This is a genomic window from Nitrospira sp., from assembly GCA_016715825.1.
Classification (GTDB): Bacteria; Nitrospirota; Nitrospiria; order Nitrospirales; family Nitrospiraceae; genus Nitrospira_D.
The window spans coordinates 123,598-146,076 of record JADJXO010000005.1; the positions used below are offsets into that span (position 1 = coordinate 123,598).

A 22,479-nucleotide genomic window follows, 5' to 3' on the forward strand; every position below is an offset into this window, starting at 1 on the left:
ATGGCCGATCGCTTTCGACACGCGCATCACCCCTCAATGAGTGCGCTATTTATATTCCGGCAGCTTGCAGCGAGACCTTGAACGGTCCTCCGTTTGCAGAGGGTCTCAGAAGACCTTTGCATCTTGCTGAGAGTCTCACCTCGTTGTACGGAGGAATTCATGCGAATGGAACGAACTGTTGAGCAATGGTCGATTGGACGGGTGCGGGTGCGGTGGAGTGCGATCTTCGCTGGATGGGCCGTCGGGTTGGCCGTGCAGTTGGTATTGACACTCCTCGGGCTGGCCCTTGGAGCCTGGTCGATAGATCTCAAAGAGGCGGATCCGGAGGCAGGCATGCCGGTGGGAACGGGAATTTGGACCGGGCTTTCCATCCTCACCTCTGCATTCATTGGCGGGTATATCACCGCGCGCATGTCAGGCAGTCCCTTGCGAAGCGATGGCATTTACCATGGTGTGATTGTATGGGGCGTCAACTGGCTCGTCTTCGCCTGGCTGACTACGACAGCCATGGCCACCCTCTTGGGCGGCGTCTTCTCCGCCTTCGGCACCACACTCCAGAGTCTGGGTCAAGGTGCGACGACAGCCGTCTCGGCGGCTGCTTCGAAATTGAGCGACGGCACGATGCCTCTATCTATGGACCAGCTGCGTCGCCAGGTGGAATCAACGCTGGCTGCCACGGGAAAGAAGGAACTTCAGCCGGGAGAGATGCGAAAGGATGCCGAGCGCGTAGCCAACGCATCGCGGAGTGGGCAACCTCCGCAACAGACGGGTGATTCAGCGCTTCAAGAATTGCAACAAAAACTGATGGCGTTAGACCGTGATGCGGCGGTCAATGTCATGACAAACAAGATGGGCATGACTGAACCGCAGGCCAGGCAGGTGGTTCAATCGACGATCGGCTTTATTGAGCCACTGAAAGATAAGGTGCAGCAGGTTAAGGAACAATCGCTCGAAGCTAGCAATCGCGCACTCGAACGTCTTGGGACCATGGCGATGTGGCTCGCTGTATTGGCGCTTATCACACTGGGGCTTTCGATTGCCGGTGGCATCACGGGCACATCGGAATCGCCCACAGGAGAAATGCTGGCCGAGCAGTATAGTGCGGAGGTTCGACGAGCAAGCTGATTCAGTCGAGCAGGATGCGTCCCCCAGGCGGCCAGGAAGCCCACTGCTACTGCTGGCCGCTTTCATACCCATACGGTCGATGGGAGTTGCTCATCCGTCAGGCGTCAGCTACCTATGCGATTTCCCAGTGTGAATTACAGGAAAACCATATTATAGAAATGATTATCGAAACCTGGCTTATTTCTAGGGATCTGGGCTATGTGGTACCTCTTAATTGTTATGCTAATGGCACCTCTTGATTTCGACCGCGCTACGGTTCTAGACACCTTTGTGACGTATGAGGAGTGTAAGCCGGAACGGGATCGAGTGGGATTTGAAATGGCAGAAAGCTATCCGAACGAGAATGATTTTCGAATCGTTTGCCAATATCAAGAACCTCCATGGGACTAAGATACGGGATGGGGGAGTCAAATAGCGTATTAACTGGGCCGGGAATCATGGCCCAATCAGTGGATTTAGGTTCAATTTGGGATAAGACAAAAGAAGCATTAGAACCGTTTTTAAGTCCACTTTAAGCATTATTCCTATCACGGATAAATTTCTAGAGATAAACTATTTCGTTTCTGTCTTTGACCAGGTCTCGGTCGGCGACAGAAATATGGGGGTCAATGCAATGAACATGCGCTCGTCAGTCCAATCGAAATCGGAGCCTGCTGAAGGAATCCGTCAAGCCTCCCGCGGCAAGAGGATCATGGATTTGACGACGAGTCGGTCGACTCTTCGGCAGCTGCACACGCATGCCGCACGGAATGGCGAACCGGGCACTGTGACGCAGACGCAGGAAGAGCGTTTGGCGAAGGGATTGGGATGGTTCGGCATCGGACTGGGCCTCATGGAATTGGTGGCTCCGCATCAATGTGCGCGGATGGCTGGCCTGCCTTCCGGACATCGCCCACTCATTCGAGTTATGGGCCTGCGCGAGATGGCCAGCGGATTCGGCATTGTCACTCAATCGACATCGGCCGCAGCCGTCTGGTCGCGGGTGGTTGGCGATATGGTTGACCTGGCCTGTCTCAGCGCCGCCTTCCTGTCTCGCCGTGCCGATCGGAGCCGGTTAACCACTACGCTCGCTGCAGTCGTAGGAGCGACTGTGCTCGACGTCGTGACGGCGCAACAGCTGAGCCGCGGCGTCAAAACTCGGAACGGTGCTGTCCGTGTGACAGCAAGCACCGTCATCGATCGCAGTCGCGAAGAGCTGTATCGTTTCTGGAGAGAGTTTTCCAACCTGCCCCGTTTTATGAAGCATGTCCGGCAGGTGGACATCCATGACGAGCAACGCTCCCATTGGGTCGCCATAGGACCTGCTGAGGCAAGGATCGAATGGGATGCACAGATAATCGAAGATCTTCCCGATGAGATCATCGCGTGGCGATCGATCGACGGCGCCGTTATTGATCAGGCCGGGACGGTCCGTTTTGAGCCGGCGATAGGCAATCGAGGGACCGTCGTGACAGTCGATATGGAGTATCGCCTCCCGCTTGGAACGGTGGGGGCGGCTGTGGCGGCATGGTTCGGCAAAGATCCAAGTCAAACGGTCAAGATGGATCTCCGGCGGTTCAAACAGATAATGGAAACGGGGGATGTGATCACGACGAAAGGGCAACCGGCGGGCAGAGAGGAAAGTACGTCGTGGAAATATGATCGCGCCGTGCGATGACCGGCTGGTGCGGAGGGCTCATGTGCGTCTAGGTGCCGCATGTTGGAGGAACCATGAAAGCCAATTGTTGGTATGGCAAGCGGGACATGAGGGTCGTCGACGTCCCTGATCCCACCATTCTGAACAGGCACGATGCCATCGTAAAGGTCACGTCTACCGCCATCTGCGGTTCGGAGCTGCATTTATACAACGATTTCGTCCCCACCATGGAACAGGGCGATATCATGGGACACGAGTTCATGGGCGAGATCATAGAAGTGGGCCCCGCCGTGAAAGACCGCCGAGTCGGAGATCGTGTCGTCGTGGCCTTTCCGATTTCGTGCGGGCACTGTTTCTTTTGTAAAAAAGAGCTCTATTCATTATGTGAGAATTCCAATCCTAACGCATGGATGGCTGAAAAACTGTTCGGCCATTCTCCAGCCGGCATCTATGGATATTCCCATCTCACGGGCGGTTTTGCGGGTGGCCAAGCTGAATATGTACGCGTCCCGTTTGTGGATGTGGGAACCGTCAAGATCGAGACTGGATTCACGGACGAACAGGTCCTTTTTCTTTCCGACATCTTTCCGACCGGCTATATGGCGGCGGAGCAGTGCAATATTCAGGAAGGCGACACGGTCGCCATTTGGGGATGCGGTCCTGTCGGGCAATTCGCAATTCGCAGCGCCTTCCTATTGGGTGCCGAGCGGGTTATCGCGATCGATCGTTTTCCGGAGCGCCTGCACATGGCTCGCGACGGCGGCGCCGATACCATCAATTATGAAGAGGCCGACGGCTATGACCTGCTGATGCAGGTGACCGGTGGACGAGGACCGGACTCTTGTATCGATGCGGTGGGTTTAGAGGCACACATGCCGGGTCCGTTGTATTACTACGATCGCCTCAAACAAGCCATGATGTCCGAATCCGATCGGCCGATCGCCTTGCGCCAAGCCATCATGGCCTGCCGGAACGGCGGCACGGTGTCCGTCCCCGGCGTCTATGGGGGGATGATCGACAAGATGCCGATGGGAGCCGTCATGAATAAGGCCCTGACCATTAAGACGGGCCAGACCCATGCGCAGCATTATTTCAAACCGCTGCTCGAACGGATTGGAAAGGGTGAGATCGACCCCAGCTTTGTGGTGACGCACCGGATGAAGCTCGCCGATGCCCCTCAAGGCTTCGACATCTTCAATCGCAAAGAAGATGGGTGCATAAAGATTGTGATGACGCCCTAACAGTGTCGCGATATGGCGCCGAACGGTCGCGGATGGGTTATATACAGAAGGGTTTACAGAAAGGCGCTTCGCCGTCTGAAGTTTTTTTCTGGTGCGCCCATTCAAGTGCCTTCCAAAGGATTGAAAGACACTTATAGCCATAATCGCAGTGCTTGATCCTATGGCTCTACACTTCGCCCATGTCGATTCGCTTCTTTTTCTAAACCCACTCTGGCCTAGCCCGAGGCAAAGGATTAGGGATGATCATGAAAATCTATCTGGACACAGTCAACGTTCAGCGATAACCATCGGGTTGTTGAACGGCGTGCAAACGATCCCTCCTTGGATGTCGAGGAAGGCTGAAGTTTCAAAAAAATGCCTCATGCAGTATGCCAGATTATAAACGGACTTATTTGCGCCGAGGTCGTCAGAGTGGAAGCTGATACCATGGCGAAGGCGGTGAAGCAGGGGAAAGAGCTCGCTAAGCTCTACCAAAACATCGTGGCTAATGTCCACTGATCTTCGAAATGAACAATGCGACTAACGCCTGCCCCGCCGAAAGGATCAATGTGAATGAGGTCGCTTGACAGACCAACCTTGAGTTCTGCTATTCCTTCCCCTCAAGTTTCTCCCGCGGAGTAACTGGAATTTCGTAAAACTCGTAAATCAGCATTTGTTGTCGTTGGTCGCTAAAATCCGGCCAATGATTTTTGTCGAAGCCAGGCGCATTCTTGAGATCTCGTTTACTGACATCTAGCACAATCCCTTTGCCACTGGGAGTGAAGGTAATCGCTTCCCAAGGAACGATGAAATACTTATCCTTGATGCCAACAACTCCTCCAAAATCCAGTACAGCATACTGAATATATCCTCCAACAGGGTCAAGGACCAGATCCTTAATAGTGCCTAAGTTCTTGGCATCTATGCCCTCAACTTTCATTCCAACTATTTCGCTAGCTTTAAGAACTGCTGTTTTGTCGCGTGCTTCGACTGAGGCTGTCATCATAGTCACTAAAACCAGCAGAAAAAGAATTAGAGAATTCCGCTTCCGCAATCCAGATCCTTTCGCCATGGCTTCCTCCATATTCGATACTCAATCTATCATAGAGGATTATCTCACTAGCCCTGCTAGTAAAAGCCAGTGTTTAGACATGCACAGGAACGTTTCTATGAGACCTCAGTACAGCCATGAAACAAAAGGGTGTAAGCGAGTCTAATAATCCTGGTAAGTGAGCGTAATCATTCGCTAGACGGTAGGTGTTAGGATGACTTCAGCATGGAAGCATGCGCGACAACTCCTTCGTCTTGCCTGCGATCTGCTCTGATTGAAGGCAGCTGACCGTAGTTCACCAACACTGGTTCGCTTATTCATTAGTGTGCCTAGTGGCTCTCGATTCCTCATCAATAGCTCTGCTTAAGAGTGTGATGAGCGGGAAGGAAGAGCCGGGGACAGACACTCGTCAACATAATCGAATTGAAGTAAGTGCCTTCCCCGGACAACATGATGATCAATGTGTTACTTTGCTCTTCCTCGTTAGCGTAAATCTTTTAACGTAGTCGGCGCTTCTACTTCCTTTGTCTTTTTCGGAATACTCAATTCATCTGCCTTTGGCATTTCCTGCAATTTTTTAATGGCATCCGCGTCGCCGCGAGATGTCAGCTGTGCCGCGATCGCATCGCCCACTTTGACACGGGATTCCAATTTGGTTTCTGGAGTTACGCGCATGTGCGCTTCATTGCCGTTAGGCATTTTAATCCAGTAGTTTTCTTCAATTTTCACAATCTCTCCCACAACGTCACGACAGGGCGACGATGTCGAACATTTATCAGACTTCGGGAATTTCGGGGTCAACTGTTCCGTTGATACTGTATCGTCACCCGCTGCCGCTGCGGTAGACAGGCAAATACTTCCGGCAAGACCGAATCCTGCAATAAGGAGAGTGGATGCGATAAAGAGTTTCATAGATCCTCCATTGAAAACATTATTTGATGATAATTGCATACACCGTTTCAGCTTCTTTCTCTCACCCTAACCACTTCCATCACAGTCTGATACTGGGATGAATCATGATCGGTTAAACCCTAGTTCAATGCGAATACCGACAGATGAGGCGTTTCAAGCGAAGTTTAATGTCCTGGGGGAGCTGGTGAAACATCACATCGAGGAAGAAGAGATGTTACCCAAGGCACAATAGCGAGAACTTATCAAAATGGCGTAACCAACTGAAAACTGGATAGATCAGATGATTTGGAATATTTGTTACTCTTCGTTCGTCCATCCCGAACGGGGGACGCGAACGTATTTCGGTGCTGTGACAGGAAATCCCTACAACATTTAGAACTTCGCCGAAGCCCCGTCATTTTTCAAAGGCAGAGATTAATTGAACAGCGCAATTTCTCTATTTTGTCATTGATAGTGTTACCGCCACCTGTTCAAAATATTTGGACTCTTACGTTATGGAATATTCACCTGGGCCGGTATTCGGAAAGGCCCTGAAGCTGACAGAAAGGCGCGAGCGAGATGGATCATTGAGCTAGAGAGAGATCAGTGCACCTTCCATGCTCGTGGATTACTCTTACGGGGAGGCGGGTCTTGCACGGCTATCAAGGATTTGCACTCAGGACAATGAAGAAACCGTTTCCGGGGCTGCAAGGTCGTCATCTTTTTTCTATCCGCGCAGGCGGTGCATAGATAGTGAATAGGCACGCCATCCGTCGTGACGGCCTTTAATTTGAACGCGAGAGCTTTAGTCGGAAATTCAACAAGCTCATAGCTTTGCATTTGAGTCTTCCAGTCCTCAACATTACCCAGTTGCGTTTCAAGTTCCCGCACTTGTTGAGCCAGTGTGTCATGGCTCGCTATTGCAGCCGAATTGGCACACATTATCTTCATTTCGACGTCGCTAACTGCTGCCAAAACTTCATTGTGATTGGGCAGATCCTGAGAAGCCTTGATAATGTCCAGGAGTGTTTTTACGCTCTGGAGGGCAACGGTAAACTCGAGATACATCCTTTAATTTGTGACACAGTCCTTCACAAAATGGAAACTAATGTAGAGTTCCATATCAGATAAACGTTGTTGTCCTCGCTCGTAGTGCCGTTCAAGGTATTTACCCAGTTCTCTATTTAAGCGTCCCTCGCCAAAGTAATACGAGCATAGGAGGCAATCATGGATGAAAAGAAATGTGCTCACCCCCAGTGCAAGTGTTCAGTGTCTGCGGAGAAAGAATTCTGTTCTGACGAATGTCGCAAAGCCCATACGAAGGGCAGTGATTGCGCTTGCCATCATTCAGGCTGTCACTCCACCCGTTAATTTAGCGAATATGCCATTCAAATATGCCAGAACCATGGTTTGCTATGCCTGAGTACAGCGAGAGCATGCGTGAGTTTGTCGTTTTCAGCAGAAAAGTTCTCGAGCTGGGTGAGTTGACGGATGAAGAAGATGCCGCGATAAGAAAATCGATAAAGCCCCTGTTAGCCGTAATTGATGTCTTTCATAAAGAATAGCACTCACCATGGGAGACAAGTTCGCTGAGACGGGCCGCGGGCATCAATGCTGGAAACCCTCGAAGCGTCATTGCGCCTCATGCATGAAGAGTGGAAGTTTTAATTCTCGAGATCGTTCGCTGAGAGCAAGCGAAACGGTGGCTGCGCACCACTCTTGGAGGATTCATCCGGTTGTTCGGTTTCAATAGGAGGAAGATCGGATATTGCCGGCCCATTCAGTACCTTGCCATACGCATCGAACCGTGATCCATGGCAGGGACAGTTCCAGGTATGCTCGACAGAATCCCACGCGACAATGCATTGGAGGTGCGGACACACGGCTGAACAGCGATGTAGGCCTCCCCTTTCATCCCGATAGACCGCAATCTTTTGAAGACCCTCTCGCAGCACTGCCCCGGCGCCTTTGGGAATGTTCTCTTCAGAATCGACATCGCCTGGCGACACCCAGTCGGTATATTGCGCGGCCACATTCAGGTTTTCCTGAATAAAGGTTCCTGCGGCTTTCACTGGCTTTCGAGCGGGATCGTATAAAGTCGTCCATGCATTTGCACGACCCAGAATGAGATCCGTAATGAGCATGGCGGCAATTGTGCCATGCGTCATACCCATACCGGAATCGCCAGTGGCGATATAGACATTGGATTCATCACTGGGATTTCGCCCGATTAAGCCCAGCCCATCGATCGCCTCCATGACTTGCCCCGACCAGCGATAGTCAATCTGCGTGATCATGGGAAACCGTCTCCGAGCCCACTGCTCCAATCGCTGGTGGCGGTCTTCCCCATCGTCCGCTTGACCGGTTTTGTGATCTTCGCCCCCGACGATCAGGATATCGTGACTCTTAGCATTCGTCTCCTTCTGGATTCTGACGTAGTGGTAAGGATCTTCCCGATCCCAGTATAGCGCAGCAGGAACGGCTTCCTTTGGCACCCGCGCTCCGATGACATAAGAGGTATAGGGGGCTTGTTTGGTATGCACCACGACCATGTCGTTGATGGGGGTGTTCGTGGCGACGACGACCGATTGCGCCGTGATGACACGCCCTGAACGGGTTTGAATATGCGCTGGTGCCCCGCCTGAGACGGTCTCGACATGGCAGCCTGTAAAGATCTGTCCCCCACGTCGAATAATGGCCTCTGCTAAACCGTTCATGTATTTCAAGGGGTGGAATTGAGCTTGACGTGGAAATCGGAGGCACGGTCCCGGTTCCAGAACGGGGACCATCGGATTATTCTCAATCCGTATGACTTCAAGACCTGCACGAAGTGCCGCCAGCTGTTCTTGTTCCAGTTGTTCTTCTGATTGATCAGGCGCTTGAAAGAGGTAGCCGTCAAGTCGCTCAAAATCGCAGGCAATCCGTTCAGTTGTCACAATAGTTTCAATGCGACTGATCGCCGCAGTATGGCTCTCGGCGGCCAAACGAGCGCCCGCCTCGCCATGCAGGCGTTCGATTTCGACATAGCCATTGTCAATGACGTTTGACAGATGGGCCGTCGTCCGCTCCGTCATCCCTCCACCGATTGGACCATCAGCAAGGACCACCACCGATTGCCCCGCACACGCCAACGAGTAGGCCGTGGAGAGGCCAGCCATTCCGGCCCCAACAACGCAGACATCCGTTTGCAATGATTGAGTCAATAGTTGTGAGGGAAGTTGGGGGATAAATGTGGTCCAGACAGATTCGGTGCCGCCGGTATCGTGTTTCATGATGTCCATTCATACTTACGTCATCCGATGATCGGAACACGGGATCTCCCTAGGAATGGTTATTCCCTTTCAGATTTATGCTGTAGATGGTCGCATAAAAAAATAGCATTCGCGAAAGGAACCCTCATGCACCTCCTACAAGTCTTTCTACCGATTCGGGATAACATGAATAAACCGTTCCCGAAAGATCATTACACTCGCGTTCGCACGACGCTCACCAAGGAGTTTGGAGGTCTCAGGGCATATACCCACGCACCCGCCGAAGGTTTATGGAAGGACAAACAGGACGATGCACAACAGGATAGGATAGTAATTTTCGAGGTCCTAGACGCGAAGTTTGATAAGTCGTGGTGGCGGAAATATAAAAAGCAGCTGGAAACTTCTTTCGCACAAGATGAAATTGTTATCCGGATACAGAAGGTGAAGCTGCTGAAGTAGATCATCCCACCTCTTCGTTGATTTCTGCTGTCCGCCTCCTGCTGGCAATTCATCGCCTAGTTCCACGCGTTCGACTGTTAGAATAATAGATGTCCAAAGAGGAAGACTTTGCCAGATCTTATCCGTCTACAAGCCGGCGGTTTAGTGGGACCCAATCAGCGCTTTCATATCGACGCGTGGGGAAAGGCGGCGGTGAATCTTATCACGCATGCCCACGGAGATCATGCACGGCTGGGAAGTGCCGAATATTGGTGTGCGGAAGACTGCGTGCCGATCCTACGGCATCGTTTAGGGGCGGATATTCGAGTGAAGCCAATGCGTTATGAAGAAAAATCGCGATTGGGTGATTGCTGGATTTCGTTTCATCCTGCCGGCCACATTCGCGGATCGGCGCAAATTCGTATCGAGCAATATTCAACCGTATGGGTCGTCACGGGAGACTACAAACGGGACCCCGATCCTACGTGTCGACCCTTCGAACCGATTCCATGCCAAACCCTCATCACCGAAGCTACATTCGGATTGCCGATTTATCATTGGACTTCTTCCTCCGTCACGGTAAAGGCGATCGTGGATTGGTGGCAGTGGTGCAAACAGCAGCAGGTGACGGCCCTCTTGTTTTGTTACGCGCTCGGCAAGGCACAGCGAATCTTGGCCGAACTGTGCCGTTGGACGGATGAAGAAGTACTCCTCCACGGTGCGGTCGCATCCCTCACGAACATATACCGGGAACAGGGAGTGTCGATGATCCCCACACGTTTGGTCGGTGAGGTCACAGGAGGCACTGCTGGACGCTTGATCTTGGCTCCGCCGTCGGCTCATCGCAGCCCATGGATGAAGCGTTTTTCGGCCGTTTCAACCGCCTTTGCGTCCGGATGGATGGCGGTGAGAGGGGCCAGACGACAACGAGGGTATCAGCGCGGATTCGTGCTGTCGGATCACGCCGATTGGGCGGGGCTGATCAAGACGGTTGAGGAATCTCGTGCGTCACGCGTACTGGTCACCCACGGTAGCAGCGAATCTCTCGCCCGCTTCCTGCGGGAGACGAAAGGGCTTCACGCGGAGCCACTGGCGACGGAATTCGGTGAGAGGGAAGAGTAGATGCAGGCCTTTGCCGCCCTGTTCGAACGCATCGATCAGACAACGTCGACCAATGAGAAGGTCGAAAGCATGGCGGATTTTTTTCTTCGTCAGGATGCCGAAACCAGCGCATGGACAGTCTTTTTTCTCTCTGGCCGCAAGCCAAAACAACTGGTCGGTTCAGCAAAGTTGAGGCGATGGGCACAAGAACTCCTGGGCTTACCCGATTGGTTAGTTACCGAGTGTTACGGCGCGGTTGGAGACACGGCGGAAATGGTCGCGCTGATGATCGCCGCAACCGGACACGCGCGACAATCATCCGAGGCCCTCAGCGCATTGTCGCTCGGCGAGTGGATGAGTACCCGGCTCTTACCGTTGGCCGCGATGGACGATACTTCGCGCCATCGTCGCATCGTCGATTGGTGGCTAGAGCTTTCTCCGAAAGAAATCTTCATCCTCAATAAGTTATTGACTGGTTCGCTTCGCGTCGGAGTTTCGGAGACACTGGTATATCGAGCCTTGGCTTCGGTCCTGTCCCTGTCACCCTCGGTGGTCGCTTCCCGATTGATGTCTGACTGGCATCCCAGCGCCGAGTTTTTCCTACGGCTGGGTCAGCCCTTCCACGAAGACCAGTCAGCCGCCCACGCTGACAACGCCTTGTTACCCGTGCCGTTTTGTTTGGCCGCGCCGTTAGAGAGAGATCCGGCGGAACTAGGATCAGTCGACGAGTGGCAATGTGAGTGGAAATGGGATGGTATCCGTTGTCAGGCGGTCAAACGAGCCACGCAACTCGAGATTTGGTCACGTGGAGAGGAGCGGATCACTAGTTCGTTTCCGGACCTTGTCGAGAAGTTTTCCAAGGTTCCGGGTGATTGGATCTTGGACGGTGAAATTGTCGCTGGCGAATGGCGCAGTCCACAGTCGTTTCATATGTTGCAACGGCGCATCAATCGCAAGAAGCCGACAGAAGCGTCGATAAAGGCTACCCCTGTCGCTTTCCTCGCATATGACCTGTTGCAATGGAACGGGAAATCCTGGCGGGAAAGTCTTCTAGCGGAACGGAGAACGGCCTTGGAAAATCTGCTCGGGTCCGCCGTCGGTTCGCACTTGGGTATTTCTCCATTGCTCTCCATTGCATCGTGGGACGAAGCGGCGCGCTTGCGAGAGCAGTCGAGAAACAGTGGAGCCGAAGGGTTAATCCTCAAAAGTAAACGGTCAGTGTATGAGACCGGCCGTAGGCGTGGCGTCTGGTTTAAATGGAAGATTGATCCCTTGAGCATTGATGCGGTACTGACTTCGGCGCAGCCCGGAACGGGACGAAGAGCGTCGCTCTATACCGACTACACGTTCTCACTCTGGAGCATAGACGAACTCGTCCCTGTCGCAAAGGCGTATTCAGGCCTCACCGACATGGAAGTGCGGGAGCTCGATCGCTGGATCAGGAAGCACACCATCGAGCGATTCGGGCCAGTTCGTAAGGTGGAAGCAGTGCGTGTGTTCGAGATCGGATTCGAAGGCATCAGCCGCAGCGAGCGTCACAAGTCCGGTTACGCCGTCCGATTTCCTCGCATCTTGAGGGAGCGCACAGATAAACAGGCCCAAGACGCAAATGCTGTCGAGGATTTAGAACAATTGTCCAAGTCCGTAGGCATGCAGTCCGCGCTCAGTGACGCTTCAATCAAAGCGCCCCGCTCTGATAACCGCTCGTTGCAGGGAGAACAGATGAGATTGCACCTCGGCGATGAGACGGACTCCGCATGAAGTCTTCCCCGAAAGTGTTGGCCGGCATTCGGCGACTTAATCGGCTAAGAGCGAACCCCAGACGGAGGCTCATCGCCCACCGGCGGGCCGTGTGGCCTGTCCTCTCAAGCGATCAGGCGATGGCGCAATGGCTCGCCTGGTTTGAAAAAAAGGGGTGGGTTCCGTTTTCGTTCCAACGCGAAGCTTGGAATGCGTACTTCGCCGGCCGATCTGGAGTCATCGCCGTTGCAACCGGCAGTGGAAAAACCTATGCGGCCCTCGGCGCTCCGCTCATCGACCTGATCGCCCATCCTTCGTCCAACCACAACCAATTGTGGATTCTGTACATTAGCCCATTGAAGGCACTCGTGCGTGATGTCGTCAGGGCGGTTCAACAGCCGCTGGCTGATCTTCAATGGCCGATCGATATCGCCGAGCGAACAGGCGATACCGCGCAGTCATCTCGTCGTCGACTCAAGGTCATGCTGCCGCATATTTTAGTGACTACACCGGAATCCCTGGCGATCCTCCTGACCGATCAGGGATGGCAAGATCGCATGAAAGACCTGCGCGCCGTGGTGGTGGATGAATGGCATGAGCTGCTAGGCTCAAAACGCGGCAGTCTGCTTGAGTTGACGTTGGCTCGGCTTCGGTCCGTGGCTACCAGGGCTCGCACCTGGGCATTGTCTGCAACCATCGCCAATCTCGATGAGGCAGCTCAAGTAGCTGTGGGGTCAGGCGAAGCGGCAGTCATCCGCGCCGATGTCACCAGACGCGTCCTGGTCCAGTCAATTCTTCCGGAGTCGCTCACCGCCTGTCCTTGGTTCGGTTATTCCGGCCTTCGACTGCTGCCCGACGTGCTTCAAAGTATCGATCCGAACACAAGCACACTATTGTTCACGAATACACGCTCACACGCGGAGCGCTGGTACCAAGCAATCGTAGAGGCGAGGCCAGAGTGGAAGCAAACCACGGCATTGCACCATGGTTCATTGGATCAAGAGGAACGACAACGCGTAGAAGGTAACGTCAAGAACGGTAACCTTCGGCTGGTCGTGTCAACCTCGTCGCTCGATCTCGGCGTGGATTTTCCACCCGTTGAAGATGTCATCCAAATCGGGTCGGCCAAGTCGGTGGCCAGGGCGATTCAACGCGCAGGCCGGGCCTTTCATCGTCCCGGCGAGGACACCCGTGTGCGGCTTTGTCCGACCAATGTGATGGAAATCCTCGAAGCCTCGGCCGTACGTGAAGCCATTCAAGACAGCGTGCTGGAAGAGCGGGTTCCGAAACACAAACCACTCGATGTGCTAGTGCAATTTCTGCTGAACTCGGCGTTTCACGAAGGATTCACTGCGTCCGAGTTGCTGATGCAAGTCCGTTCGACTTATTCGTTTCGCGCCGTCACAGACGACGAATTCTCCTGGGCATTGCAGTTTGTCCAGTCCGGCGGGTCACTTGCTGCGTATCCGCATTTCCACAAAATCGAGGTGGAGAGCGGACGCTACCATTTTGCGTCGCCGATTCTCGCGCGTCAGCACAAGATGAACATCGGCACGATTGCTTCTGACGGTGGAGTCATTGTCCAATTGCGAGGAGGAAAAAGGCTGGGCACTATTGATGAGGCATTTATCACGAAACTGAACCCAGGCGAGGTCATCCAATTCGCCGGCCGCACCCTGAGGTTCCTACAGATGCGGGACATGGTGGCCTACGTCAAAGCGGCCACACATCGCCATGCTCTAGCGACAGTATGGACGGGAACGATTTTCCCACTCAGCTTGCCGCTTTCGCGCTATCTCAGACAAAACGTGGAGCATCTTCTTTATGCGTTTCAAGGAGCGGCGCCTCGTTCACCGGAAATCGCCGCTTGGCTGCCGATTGCCCAGATACAATCAGCGCGCTCACGCATTCCCACCGCGCGGCAGACGCTTGCCGAAACGTGCCGAACGGCCGAGGGACATCATCTGTTTGTATACACATGGGATGGTTGGTCGGTCAACGAAGGCTTGGGGCATCTAGTAGCGTATCGGCTGGCGCGGCTGCGACCCAACACGATCGCCGTGTCAGCCACAAATCATGGGTTCGAGCTGTTGTCAACGGAGCCGCTGGGCAGTCGTGAGGAGATTCGAGACGCATTGACGGATCTTCGCAGCTTGGACGCAGATATTCAGGGTTCCCTCAATTATCCCGAGCTTGCAAAGCGGGCCTTCCGTGACATCGCGCGGGTCGCCGGTTTGATTCAGCAGGGGACGCCATCTGTCAGAAAATCTGCTCGCCATTTGCACATGAGCTCCTCGCTATTGTTCGATGTGTTCACGCAGTACGAACCGCAGCATCCCTTGCTCATGCAAGCCTATGACGAGGTTCGGGAGCAACAGCTCGAGCTTCACCGACTGTGTTCCGTGATGCAGGCAATCGCCAACCAAGAATTGCTCTACGTGCCCATCACTCGCCTGACGCCATTCGCATTTTCTTTGTACGCTGAACGGATTCGCTCGCGGCTATCCACAGAAAAGTTCGAGAAGCGGATCGCGCGGCTTCAGCGTGAGGTATTCGGCTAGATGCAGATTGCCGTCCGGGATGAACCATTTGAGCTATTACCAGAACGCTGTTTGTTTTGGCCCTCGCAGCGTATGCTCGTGGTGGCCGATTGCCATTTCGGCAAAGCTGAAACATTTCAACAGCACGGCCTGTGGCTTCCCGCTGCTCCCCTTCGACAAGATCTGGCCGTATTGTCCACTCTCATAAAGAGATTGTCGGTAGAACGAATATTGTTTTTAGGCGATCTTGTGCATGCGTCGGCAGGAGTGACCAACAAGATTGTTGAAGAGTTTGCGGCTTGGCTGACCGAATACTCAGGTCATGTCGATGTAATTCTCGGCAATCATGATAAAGGCTTGTCCAAGCGGTGGCCCGCTGATTGGAGCGTCGTAAAACTGCGCAGACATGTTCGCATCGGTAAATTTTTTTTCCAGCATCAGCCGCCAAATAAGCCGCGATCCGGCAGCACATTTTATTGGTCGGGACATGTGCATCCCGTGATGTCGTTGATCATGGGCCCTGAGCGCATGCGATTGCCCGCGTTCTTTATTTCTCCTAACCAAGGACTGCTGCCTGCATTTTCACGGTTGGCCGGTGGTTTTGAAATTTCGCCGTCGCGCCGTGACCGTGTCTTCGTAATAGGAGGACGAGGCGTGTACGAAATAAATATAAATGCTGGTGCCCTTGTTCATCCATCGTGAGACTACGATATTATCGCCATAATATCAGCACCTCGACACAACACATCTATGCCGATTAGCCGTCTAAGGCGCCTTGTGCTTTCTGGATCTAACAAGCCTTCAAAGCAGTAGGGGCATCATATTGACGGGGCTTTTTCTATTACCCAGTGAGAGCGGCTCGGTCACATGTTCAATCATTCGACTATCACTGTTCCGACCGCCTCACTCCTCGTATATTCAGAGTTCTGTAGAAGTATGCTCTTCAGACGATACGGGAGATCTGCATGAGCGACCCCGAAGTGGACCATTTGAACTACTTTGTAAATGAAAGCGGACTTCACGAACTGTTGTCATATTGAGATTGCTAAACCCGACATAGATATAGAGATCCGTCTAAGGCATATCAAAGACGCCTTCGCTTCATCAATATCGGGAGTCTTACGAATTAGCCCTGATGGGAGGGACTATAAATATTATGTGTTAGGATCGAACGGAAGATATCCCCAGTCACTCGGCGGGGGAGCAAATGGGATCATCTTCTTAGGATTGTCATGCGAGCAAAGTCGCTGCATTTTAAAGGGCTATAGGCCAGAAATCTCACAGACGTCAGTAAGCTGAGTGTCAGCCAAACACAGAGTGCTCTTGCTAACGTTAGTAAGGTGATATGGCTAATTAATGCATGTTGTTAAATAAAAAAACAACTCAAAGCCAGCTATGAGAACACCCTGTGAGATCCCTGTAGGCATTGCCTCTTTGAGACTTCACAGGGTACCCCGCATCAGTTTCTGCTGGCATCCGACACAGAAAGAATCTTTCCAACCTGAGCCTGGTAATACTTGATGATCGACAACTCCTCTTCTGTAAATGGCCGAGGCTTGCTCGCGGCAGTCAAGAGAAGCTCGCAACCGTTGAGGTACCGATAGACTTCTTCAGAGAGATCGGAACCAGTACGAGTAGTCATTGGTATCTCCATTGAGCATTAGGTCGGACTCAACGAATTGATCATCACTAACATGAGCATCTCCACCCGCGCCCTCCTATGAATCTGAACGCGCCCCTTAGAACGGAACACAGCGGCAGGTGGAGGGGTGTCTTCGCTATGCACCAGGAGCACGTCTATGCTTGACGAGGTGTCTTCAGAAAGTCGCGTAGGTTGACATTCCCGGCCAGTCAGGTGTTGATGTAATCGCCAGAGCGCAACCTGGAGATCCTGGAAAGATTCTCCGTGGGCTTCATGTTGAGGGTAGCCTTCGAGAGATCCATGCCACCCGTTCTCGTCTTGCCAGATATTATATTTTGAATGGTGCATCAGGAAATTATATCTGGGCATTTGAGACGCGCAAGTGCGCTTCGTCACGACTCGCCAAGCAACTCGCATACCACTCTTCCTAATAAAGGAATTGCAGAATGGAGACTATTGTCACTGAGTAAGTAGGACAGCCAGCTGCATCGAAAACCCTCCTTTGTCTGAGATACGGAGAGAATTAAGCAGAGCCGGATCGAAATCATTCACGTTTCAATACTGAGGCAACCTGTGCAAGGACTCGTTTGCAGGAATATTCAATTATGGTGGCCTCGTCATGAGTCAGCCGCCGGTTCGTGGATATTGCGGCGAGTATACTCTTGCAGGCTGCGGAGAAGTACTTAACCTCACGAGAGAGTTGCATCGGTGCCCTCCCTTCCGTGGTTGGGAGGGGATGATACTCGCCAGCATGAGTAGGAAGCAATGGAGCAGTTATGATTTAGTGGTTGGTTGCCACCCACTGGTTAGATACGCGAAGCACGTTTGAGTAACGCAACTATCTTCGAGCAGTCGTGCTTCTGGTAAGGAAATATGGAAAATTCCAGACTGTTTGTCTTGGATTATCGAATTCGGGCACCGGTCTACGGAGCTTCATTCTCAATCCATCGCGTTCTCTCTGACTATGCTGTGGAGATTCCCACAGCACTGACCATACCAAAGTTGGCAGAAGCTCCCGGTCAGGTGAAAACTGGGTACCCATCCAGCTTTCAATCCGGTCATTCGGCGGGTCACCAGGTTGCCACCCCCTTGGCGTAAGGTGCCACTCATACCGATTCCGTTCCAGAGCCATAGATCCACCTCCCGGTTAAAAGATGGTCGTACAGTTCTGGGAAGAAGATAGCATAAAAGAAATAGAATGATAAGGAGTACTAAGCAGAATAAGCCATATGGAAAACAAGCTGCAGATCACTTCCGTGCGAGCAGCTCTACCGCCCTAGGGAAGATCTTCTTGGTGATGACGAGGCTTATCTCTGATAACGGATATCAAGCATTTAAGAAGTGGTCTTGCGACGGGGTAGGCTCATGCGGTGGTTCTATGCAATGCTCAAAGTATAGGGGGCATTCCTATTGGATTCGGAGTATCCCGCCCTGGATAGCAGTTCTCAGCAGTTCAGCCATATTGGCCACCCGCATTTTCTTCATCATATTAGCACGATGGGCTTCGACGGTTTTCGCGCTAATCTTTAGCCGCTGCCCAATTTCTTTACTCTTGAATCCGGCCCAAATCAATTCCACAACGTCCTGTTCGCGCGAGGTCAGTGACCCAAGCTTCTTCTCGCGCGGAGGTGGTTCAAGATCGATCAACGGTTTACGTGGTCGAGCGCGATGAGTTGTTTTTGCCATAATAGTGAGTCCCCCGTGGTTGGACTGCGTATTACTGTTTAAGTATGCCAGAGATGGGGTGGTATTCAAGCATTATGAAATATGTCGTTCGGTTCGAATAAGTGTTTGTAGGACCGGCAGAGAAGCACGCACCTTCCAGCCTGTTTCATACGAGTGAGTAAGCGATTCTCAGAACTGTCCCCCGGCTCTCCAAGAACGCCATGGCCAACAGAGAATCCCTTGATACGGTCGATTACCCGATTAATGAAGAACTCTTCACGATCTGATCATTGCGGCTTCATCTTGAAGGGATAAAGTTAGACAAGCAAAGAAAGGACGCCATCATGCCTATCCTGATCGAACTAGTAATCTTGGCCTCAATATTCGGACTCCTGTACGGAATGCTGGGCCGCGCCAGTCGGTAAGCTCGGCTCGGGTGAACAGCGCCCGAAGTTTAGCTGCTAGTGTATAGCCTTGCCCCGCTTGCGATACTCCCACGGCGGCACAGGCGATGGATCGACCCATAAGCCTTTCTTGGCCTCTCTAGCTTGGATCTCAACGCCGCGAGCAGAATTTCATTCGGGGCATACTTCCAATACCACCAGCACCAGCCCTGACGAACTAACTCATAGTTGAGGTTCGTTCCATCCATGAGCTCCACCGTTCCAATGGTGCGTCCATAACGATCCTTGCCCGCACTGAGGATGGTGACCTGTTGCCCAAAGCTTAAGGCTGAGGTGGCTTGTTTGGCTCGTTGGCCGAACGCCTGCTTCTTCTCTGGGCAGTCAATGCCAGCGAGGCGGACACGCTCGGTCTTTCGTGCGTGGAGGACTTCAATGGTATCGCCATCCAAGACGGCGACGACTCGGCCTGAGAAGTCTGACGCCTCACCAATCGATGGCAAGACGAGGAGGAGCAGGATCAGCGACCACAACACATTCATGCGAGATAGGACGACACCAGCCGTACGATCACCGAGCACCATGGGAATGGGAGGTGGGACGAGGACAGGCAAGATCCGACAAGTCGGGAACTTGGAATCGTTGAAACTTTCGATAGACCCACGGTGGTATCGGAGCCGGATCGCTCCAGATGCCGAGTTTTGCTGCTCGTGCGTCCTCTTGCACCTGTTGAAGTGTTGCATCTGAGGAGTACCGACAATACCACCAAGCCAGTCCCGCCGTCACAAGTTCATTGCTGATGTTTCGGCCATCAGGTAAAAACACATCGCCGATGGTGCGTGCATACTTATCGTGGCCTTTGGCTTCGACAGTGACTCGTTGTTTCATCGTTAGCGTTTCGAGAAACTGCCTGGACCGTCGGCTGAACTCCTGTCCCTTCTCTGGGGCATCGATCCCATGTAAGCGAATGCGCTCAATCACCTGCTCGTGTTCAACGTCGAAGGTGTCTCCATCGACCACGCTGACCACCTCTCCAGAAAAACTTGTAGCCCCGCCGACAGAGGGAATGAGGACGAGGACCAGTATTGAAAAGAACCAAAAAGGTGTCATATCAACGTGGCACAGCGTACTCGGTCTAATTGACGTACTCAACCTACGCTTTTTTCTGGTGATCGCCAAAGGGCTACTTCTGCTTTGCTATAACTTGGTCTTTAATTTTGTCGTAGGTTGCCTGCGGGATCACGTTCTTCTGAACGAGCTCATCTTTGCGGGTGTAGGGGCGGGCTTTGATGATCTTGTCGGCATAGGCCTCGCCAATGCACGGGAGGCTTTTCAGTTGATCCGCGTTGGCCGTATTCAGGTCAAGGAGATCGGCTGCATAAACCGAGGGGCTAGGGACTGGAAAGGTAAACAGGGGCGCTGCCCCCAAGAGCAATGCGCTCAGACTTATAGTCACGGCCCAGGTTCTAACGGTCTGCTCCTTGAACTTCATGCTGCCCCCCTTTGGTTTCCGTCAGCGGTATGAGTTTACTCGGCCCACTGGAGTCGATGGCCTGCAAGCCAGCTTCCGTAATTCTGACCGTTCGATCTTTGGATATATCAATATGGTGTAACTCTTTTAACTCTTGCAACGCAGGTCCGATGTTTGCCTTTCGATCTAGGTCAAAGGTGATATACAGGTTGTCGTAGCTTTTGGGGCCATTCCGCTTGAGATGGTTCAGGACTTGGCGCTGGAGTACTTTCTGCTTTTCCCGCTCCTTCACAAATTTTGGCCCACCAAATTGTGTCATGAAGGTTTGCCCTCCCTCCCTTCAATGAGCCTAGTGTGTTGTCCCCCGGGTCATCCGTGCCCCCATCTCAATAATCCGCCCGATCTGTTCGAGTAAGTCGAGAGACTGCTTACTGTCCATCCCGTGCTGGTTCAACACGGCTAATATGTCGTCTATGACTTTTTCTTCTGTCTGAGTCATGAGGTATGGGGACGGGAATACCGTTTCAGGGATCTTCGCTCGGGGGGCCTGCTTGCGTAGCTCAGCGATGATGTCATGCAGATCCTGCTTCGTGCACAGCCCTTTCCGTTCCAGCACCTCGACGAGCGCCGCAATCTCCCACATATTAGAAATGGTGGCTTCTTCCAGGGACATCGCTTGCCGCTTAGGTCTGTCGGGTCTGTCACTCATAACGCTTTCACCCGCGCTTGGATGTACTCGTGCAATGGCTTCGCAGCCTCATCATTGATCACCAGTGTTTCTATTCCGGCTTCCTCCCCTCGGCTCCATCGTACCACCCCAACTAAGATCGAGACCCATTCCTTTGGCGGGAGTCTGACCTCCATTGAACAGACTTCGCCTGCTTGGAGTGGAACATTACCGTTAATCTTCCATCCTCGAACTGACAGATTGGTCACGGTGCCATAGCCTTGGCGAACGCCTGCACGATTCAAGACTTCATAGCTGACTGGGGTGGTGATCGGAACGCGGTCGTGATGACGTTGGTCAAACGCCATAGGGGTACCCTGTGGGGGGGCAATACAGGGCGTATTGTAGGAGGGTGGAGAACAGTAAACAATCCCTATAGGACAGGGGATTGCCGGGGGCTGCCACTCATAACGTTTTGATCCGCTCGAAGATGTAGGCGTTTAACCGTGCTTCGGACTCCTCGTTCATCACCAAGGTTTCTATCCCGGCTTCTTCCCCCTGGACCCATCGGACTTTCCCAGCGGCGACAGAGACCCAGAGCATTGGCGAGAGGCGGACTTTCAACGAACACACATCCCCCGGCTCCAACGGTAATGATCCAGAGACCCGCCATCCAATCGAGGAGACATCGGTCACGGTCCCGTAACCCTCTCGGTTGGCATGTTCGTACATCAGCGGGCCAAACAGTGGAAAACGGTAATGGTGGCGGAGGGCGAACTGCCTCATTGCAAGCCCTGTGTTCAGGTCGTGAAGGAGTCTTGTGAGTCGTAGTGTAGGGGCTGGGTAGCGGTCTCACAAGCCTACTATTGCGGGATCCTGAAACTCTTTACGGGTTGGCGACGATAGGGGATAGCGCCCTCTCGTTGGCGCTTCGGTTCAAATGGCGACCGGTCCGGCTGCATGGGAGAATGAGATTTCAGGCCCACACAGGACCGCGGGCATTATTCTCGTTGTGAGGAGGATTTGGATTAGCATTATATTTCTTTTTCGATAATCATTTGATACACGCTCTGGAGTGCCTTCGCACAGGCGTCGAGTTCAGCCGGCGCGGAGATACCGAGGGACTCGATAACGCGTGGCTCACCGGTTCTTTCCGATGTGGGCCATATGCTGTGTTTAAGGTTCCAATTGTTATGCACATGATCGATTACCGTTGTGTCGATCCGTCGGCCTTTGTACACCACTGATTCCAAGGTGCATGGGGAAGAGCGAGTGCTCGCTCAGTGGCCAATCTACGAAGTACACATAAATTACGTCCGGTACCTTCTTAAACTCTGATATATGTATCGTTCTTCGTCTTTGGCCGTGTCTGCTTCATGGCTAAACGCCTCCGTCGCGGCGGCAATGTGGCTGAATGCAATGAAACTTCAGCTTTAGGGCTCATACCAGTACCCGCTAATCGAAGCCCTGGATAAGATAATCAACAGAACAGCGCAGTGGAAATATTTTGAATGGATGGCCCGCCGAGTTATCTATACAAAATATAAATATTGTGTTGTTCAAGAAGCTCCGCCTTCGAAAGAGGACGGAGCTTCGCTTTATTTACCCACTGACGGCAACATTCTGCAGTTTGGAGTGGC

General features: G+C 52.7%; 20 protein-coding genes and 1 pseudogene. 8 read left to right on the forward strand and 13 right to left on the reverse strand.

Going from position 1 to position 22,479, the window contains the following annotated elements:
- The first annotated feature begins 159 nt into the window (after nucleotides 1-159).
- The 3 genes from IPM58_12890 to IPM58_12900 all read left to right on the forward strand — a co-directional run bounded on the left by IPM58_12890 (nucleotide 160) and on the right by IPM58_12900 (nucleotide 4,002).
- The gene (locus tag IPM58_12890) at nucleotides 160-1,125 is read left to right on the forward strand and encodes a hypothetical protein (protein ID MBK9307948.1); all 966 of its coding nucleotides are present in this window, start codon (nucleotides 160-162) and stop codon (nucleotides 1,123-1,125) included.
- Between the two features lie 691 nt (nucleotides 1,126-1,816).
- Entirely contained in the window at nucleotides 1,817-2,782 is a 966-nt protein-coding gene (locus IPM58_12895) for an SRPBCC family protein (GenBank protein MBK9307949.1), read from the forward strand.
- A gap of 53 nt (nucleotides 2,783-2,835) precedes the next feature.
- Nucleotides 2,836-4,002, forward strand: a complete 1,167-nt coding sequence (locus IPM58_12900) for a glutathione-dependent formaldehyde dehydrogenase (protein MBK9307950.1) — start codon at nucleotides 2,836-2,838, stop codon at nucleotides 4,000-4,002.
- A gap of 586 nt (nucleotides 4,003-4,588) precedes the next feature.
- Here IPM58_12900 and IPM58_12905 read toward each other — a convergent pair.
- The 4 genes from IPM58_12905 to IPM58_12920 form a co-directional block, all read right to left on the reverse strand.
- On the reverse strand, nucleotides 4,589-5,053 hold the full coding sequence (locus IPM58_12905) for a PRC-barrel domain-containing protein (protein MBK9307951.1): 465 nt from the start codon (nucleotides 5,051-5,053) through the stop codon (nucleotides 4,589-4,591).
- A 462-nt stretch (nucleotides 5,054-5,515) separates the two neighbouring features.
- On the reverse strand, nucleotides 5,516-5,944 hold the full coding sequence (locus tag IPM58_12910) for a hypothetical protein (protein MBK9307952.1): 429 nt from the start codon (nucleotides 5,942-5,944) through the stop codon (nucleotides 5,516-5,518).
- Between the two features lie 582 nt (nucleotides 5,945-6,526).
- Nucleotides 6,527-6,991 carry a hypothetical protein gene (locus IPM58_12915; protein ID MBK9307953.1) on the reverse strand — a complete coding sequence of 155 codons (465 nt, stop codon included), beginning with the start codon at nucleotides 6,989-6,991 and terminating at the stop codon, nucleotides 6,527-6,529.
- A 596-nt stretch (nucleotides 6,992-7,587) separates the two neighbouring features.
- Entirely contained in the window at nucleotides 7,588-9,195 is a 1,608-nt protein-coding gene (locus IPM58_12920) for an FAD-dependent oxidoreductase (GenBank protein MBK9307954.1), read from the reverse strand.
- 165 nt (nucleotides 9,196-9,360) lie between these two features.
- Here IPM58_12920 and IPM58_12925 point away from each other — a divergent pair, with 165 nt between their 5' ends.
- The 5 genes from IPM58_12925 to pdeM all read left to right on the forward strand — a co-directional run bounded on the left by IPM58_12925 (nucleotide 9,361) and on the right by pdeM (nucleotide 15,695).
- The gene (locus IPM58_12925) at nucleotides 9,361-9,633 is read left to right on the forward strand and encodes a hypothetical protein (protein ID MBK9307955.1); all 273 of its coding nucleotides are present in this window, start codon (nucleotides 9,361-9,363) and stop codon (nucleotides 9,631-9,633) included.
- Nucleotides 9,634-9,741: 108 nt separating this feature from the next.
- On the forward strand, nucleotides 9,742-10,734 hold the full coding sequence (locus IPM58_12930) for a ligase-associated DNA damage response exonuclease (protein MBK9307956.1): 993 nt from the start codon (nucleotides 9,742-9,744) through the stop codon (nucleotides 10,732-10,734).
- A complete protein-coding gene (locus tag IPM58_12935) occupies nucleotides 10,735-12,474 on the forward strand; it encodes an ATP-dependent DNA ligase (GenBank protein ID MBK9307957.1) in 1,740 nt (579 codons plus the stop codon).
- On the forward strand, nucleotides 12,471-15,014 hold the full coding sequence (locus IPM58_12940; GenBank protein MBK9307958.1) for a ligase-associated DNA damage response DEXH box helicase: 2,544 nt from the start codon (nucleotides 12,471-12,473) through the stop codon (nucleotides 15,012-15,014). The genes IPM58_12935 and IPM58_12940 overlap by 4 nt, the downstream gene beginning before the upstream one ends.
- Nucleotides 15,015-15,695, forward strand: coding sequence for a ligase-associated DNA damage response endonuclease PdeM (gene pdeM, locus IPM58_12945; GenBank protein ID MBK9307959.1), 681 nt, complete (start codon nucleotides 15,015-15,017; stop codon nucleotides 15,693-15,695).
- A 757-nt stretch (nucleotides 15,696-16,452) separates the two neighbouring features.
- Here pdeM and IPM58_12950 read toward each other — a convergent pair.
- The 9 genes and pseudogenes from IPM58_12950 to IPM58_12990 all read right to left on the reverse strand — a co-directional run bounded on the left by IPM58_12950 (nucleotide 16,453) and on the right by IPM58_12990 (nucleotide 21,625).
- A complete protein-coding gene (locus IPM58_12950) occupies nucleotides 16,453-16,635 on the reverse strand; it encodes a hypothetical protein (GenBank protein ID MBK9307960.1) in 183 nt (60 codons plus the stop codon).
- A gap of 1,407 nt (nucleotides 16,636-18,042) precedes the next feature.
- Nucleotides 18,043-18,321 (reverse strand): hypothetical protein, encoded by a 279-nt coding sequence (locus IPM58_12955; GenBank protein ID MBK9307961.1) that lies wholly within the window; start codon nucleotides 18,319-18,321, stop codon nucleotides 18,043-18,045.
- Nucleotides 18,322-18,761: 440 nt separating this feature from the next.
- A pseudogene (locus IPM58_12960) lies at nucleotides 18,762-19,243 on the reverse strand (thermonuclease family protein).
- Between the two features lie 28 nt (nucleotides 19,244-19,271).
- Entirely contained in the window at nucleotides 19,272-19,811 is a 540-nt protein-coding gene (locus IPM58_12965) for a thermonuclease family protein (GenBank protein MBK9307962.1), read from the reverse strand.
- A 73-nt stretch (nucleotides 19,812-19,884) separates the two neighbouring features.
- Nucleotides 19,885-20,193, reverse strand: a complete 309-nt coding sequence (locus tag IPM58_12970) for a helix-hairpin-helix domain-containing protein (protein MBK9307963.1) — start codon at nucleotides 20,191-20,193, stop codon at nucleotides 19,885-19,887.
- Complete coding sequence (locus IPM58_12975; protein MBK9307964.1) at nucleotides 20,168-20,491, reverse strand: hypothetical protein; 324 nt, start codon at nucleotides 20,489-20,491, stop codon at nucleotides 20,168-20,170. Before IPM58_12975 ends, IPM58_12970 begins: the two co-directional genes overlap by 26 nt.
- Nucleotides 20,492-20,521: 30 nt before the next feature.
- Nucleotides 20,522-20,881: a hypothetical protein gene (locus IPM58_12980; protein MBK9307965.1), complete on the reverse strand. Its 360-nt coding sequence runs from the start codon at nucleotides 20,879-20,881 to the stop codon at nucleotides 20,522-20,524.
- On the reverse strand, nucleotides 20,878-21,207 hold the full coding sequence (locus IPM58_12985) for a PilZ domain-containing protein (protein MBK9307966.1): 330 nt from the start codon (nucleotides 21,205-21,207) through the stop codon (nucleotides 20,878-20,880). The genes IPM58_12980 and IPM58_12985 overlap by 4 nt, the downstream gene beginning before the upstream one ends.
- A gap of 97 nt (nucleotides 21,208-21,304) precedes the next feature.
- Nucleotides 21,305-21,625, reverse strand: coding sequence for a PilZ domain-containing protein (locus tag IPM58_12990; GenBank protein MBK9307967.1), 321 nt, complete (start codon nucleotides 21,623-21,625; stop codon nucleotides 21,305-21,307).
- Nucleotides 21,626-22,479 lie beyond the last annotated feature (854 nt).

Bases quoted from the DNA above. Each gene is read 5' to 3' on its own strand.
- IPM58_12890 (MBK9307948.1), top strand. From the start codon at position 160: ATGCGAATGGAACGAACTGTTGAGCAATGGTCGATTGGACGGGTGCGG.
- IPM58_12895 (MBK9307949.1), top strand. From the start codon at position 1,817: ATGGATTTGACGACGAGTCGGTCGACTCTTCGGCAGCTGCACACGCAT.
- IPM58_12900 (MBK9307950.1), top strand. From the start codon at position 2,836: ATGAAAGCCAATTGTTGGTATGGCAAGCGGGACATGAGGGTCGTCGAC.
- IPM58_12905 (MBK9307951.1), bottom strand. From the start codon at position 5,053: ATGGCGAAAGGATCTGGATTGCGGAAGCGGAATTCTCTAATTCTTTTT.
- IPM58_12910 (MBK9307952.1), bottom strand. From the start codon at position 5,944: ATGAAACTCTTTATCGCATCCACTCTCCTTATTGCAGGATTCGGTCTT.
- IPM58_12915 (MBK9307953.1), bottom strand. From the start codon at position 6,991: ATGTATCTCGAGTTTACCGTTGCCCTCCAGAGCGTAAAAACACTCCTG.
- IPM58_12920 (MBK9307954.1), bottom strand. From the start codon at position 9,195: ATGAAACACGATACCGGCGGCACCGAATCTGTCTGGACCACATTTATC.
- IPM58_12925 (MBK9307955.1), top strand. From the start codon at position 9,361: ATGAATAAACCGTTCCCGAAAGATCATTACACTCGCGTTCGCACGACG.
- IPM58_12935 (MBK9307957.1), top strand. From the start codon at position 10,735: ATGCAGGCCTTTGCCGCCCTGTTCGAACGCATCGATCAGACAACGTCG.
- IPM58_12940 (MBK9307958.1), top strand. From the start codon at position 12,471: ATGAAGTCTTCCCCGAAAGTGTTGGCCGGCATTCGGCGACTTAATCGG.
- pdeM (MBK9307959.1), top strand. From the start codon at position 15,015: ATGCAGATTGCCGTCCGGGATGAACCATTTGAGCTATTACCAGAACGC.
- IPM58_12950 (MBK9307960.1), bottom strand. From the start codon at position 16,635: ATGACTACTCGTACTGGTTCCGATCTCTCTGAAGAAGTCTATCGGTAC.
- IPM58_12955 (MBK9307961.1), bottom strand. From the start codon at position 18,321: ATGGCAAAAACAACTCATCGCGCTCGACCACGTAAACCGTTGATCGAT.
- IPM58_12965 (MBK9307962.1), bottom strand. From the start codon at position 19,811: ATGACACCTTTTTGGTTCTTTTCAATACTGGTCCTCGTCCTCATTCCC.
- IPM58_12970 (MBK9307963.1), bottom strand. From the start codon at position 20,193: ATGAAGTTCAAGGAGCAGACCGTTAGAACCTGGGCCGTGACTATAAGT.
- IPM58_12975 (MBK9307964.1), bottom strand. From the start codon at position 20,491: ATGACACAATTTGGTGGGCCAAAATTTGTGAAGGAGCGGGAAAAGCAG.
- IPM58_12980 (MBK9307965.1), bottom strand. From the start codon at position 20,881: ATGAGTGACAGACCCGACAGACCTAAGCGGCAAGCGATGTCCCTGGAA.
- IPM58_12985 (MBK9307966.1), bottom strand. From the start codon at position 21,207: ATGGCGTTTGACCAACGTCATCACGACCGCGTTCCGATCACCACCCCA.
- IPM58_12990 (MBK9307967.1), bottom strand. From the start codon at position 21,625: ATGAGGCAGTTCGCCCTCCGCCACCATTACCGTTTTCCACTGTTTGGC.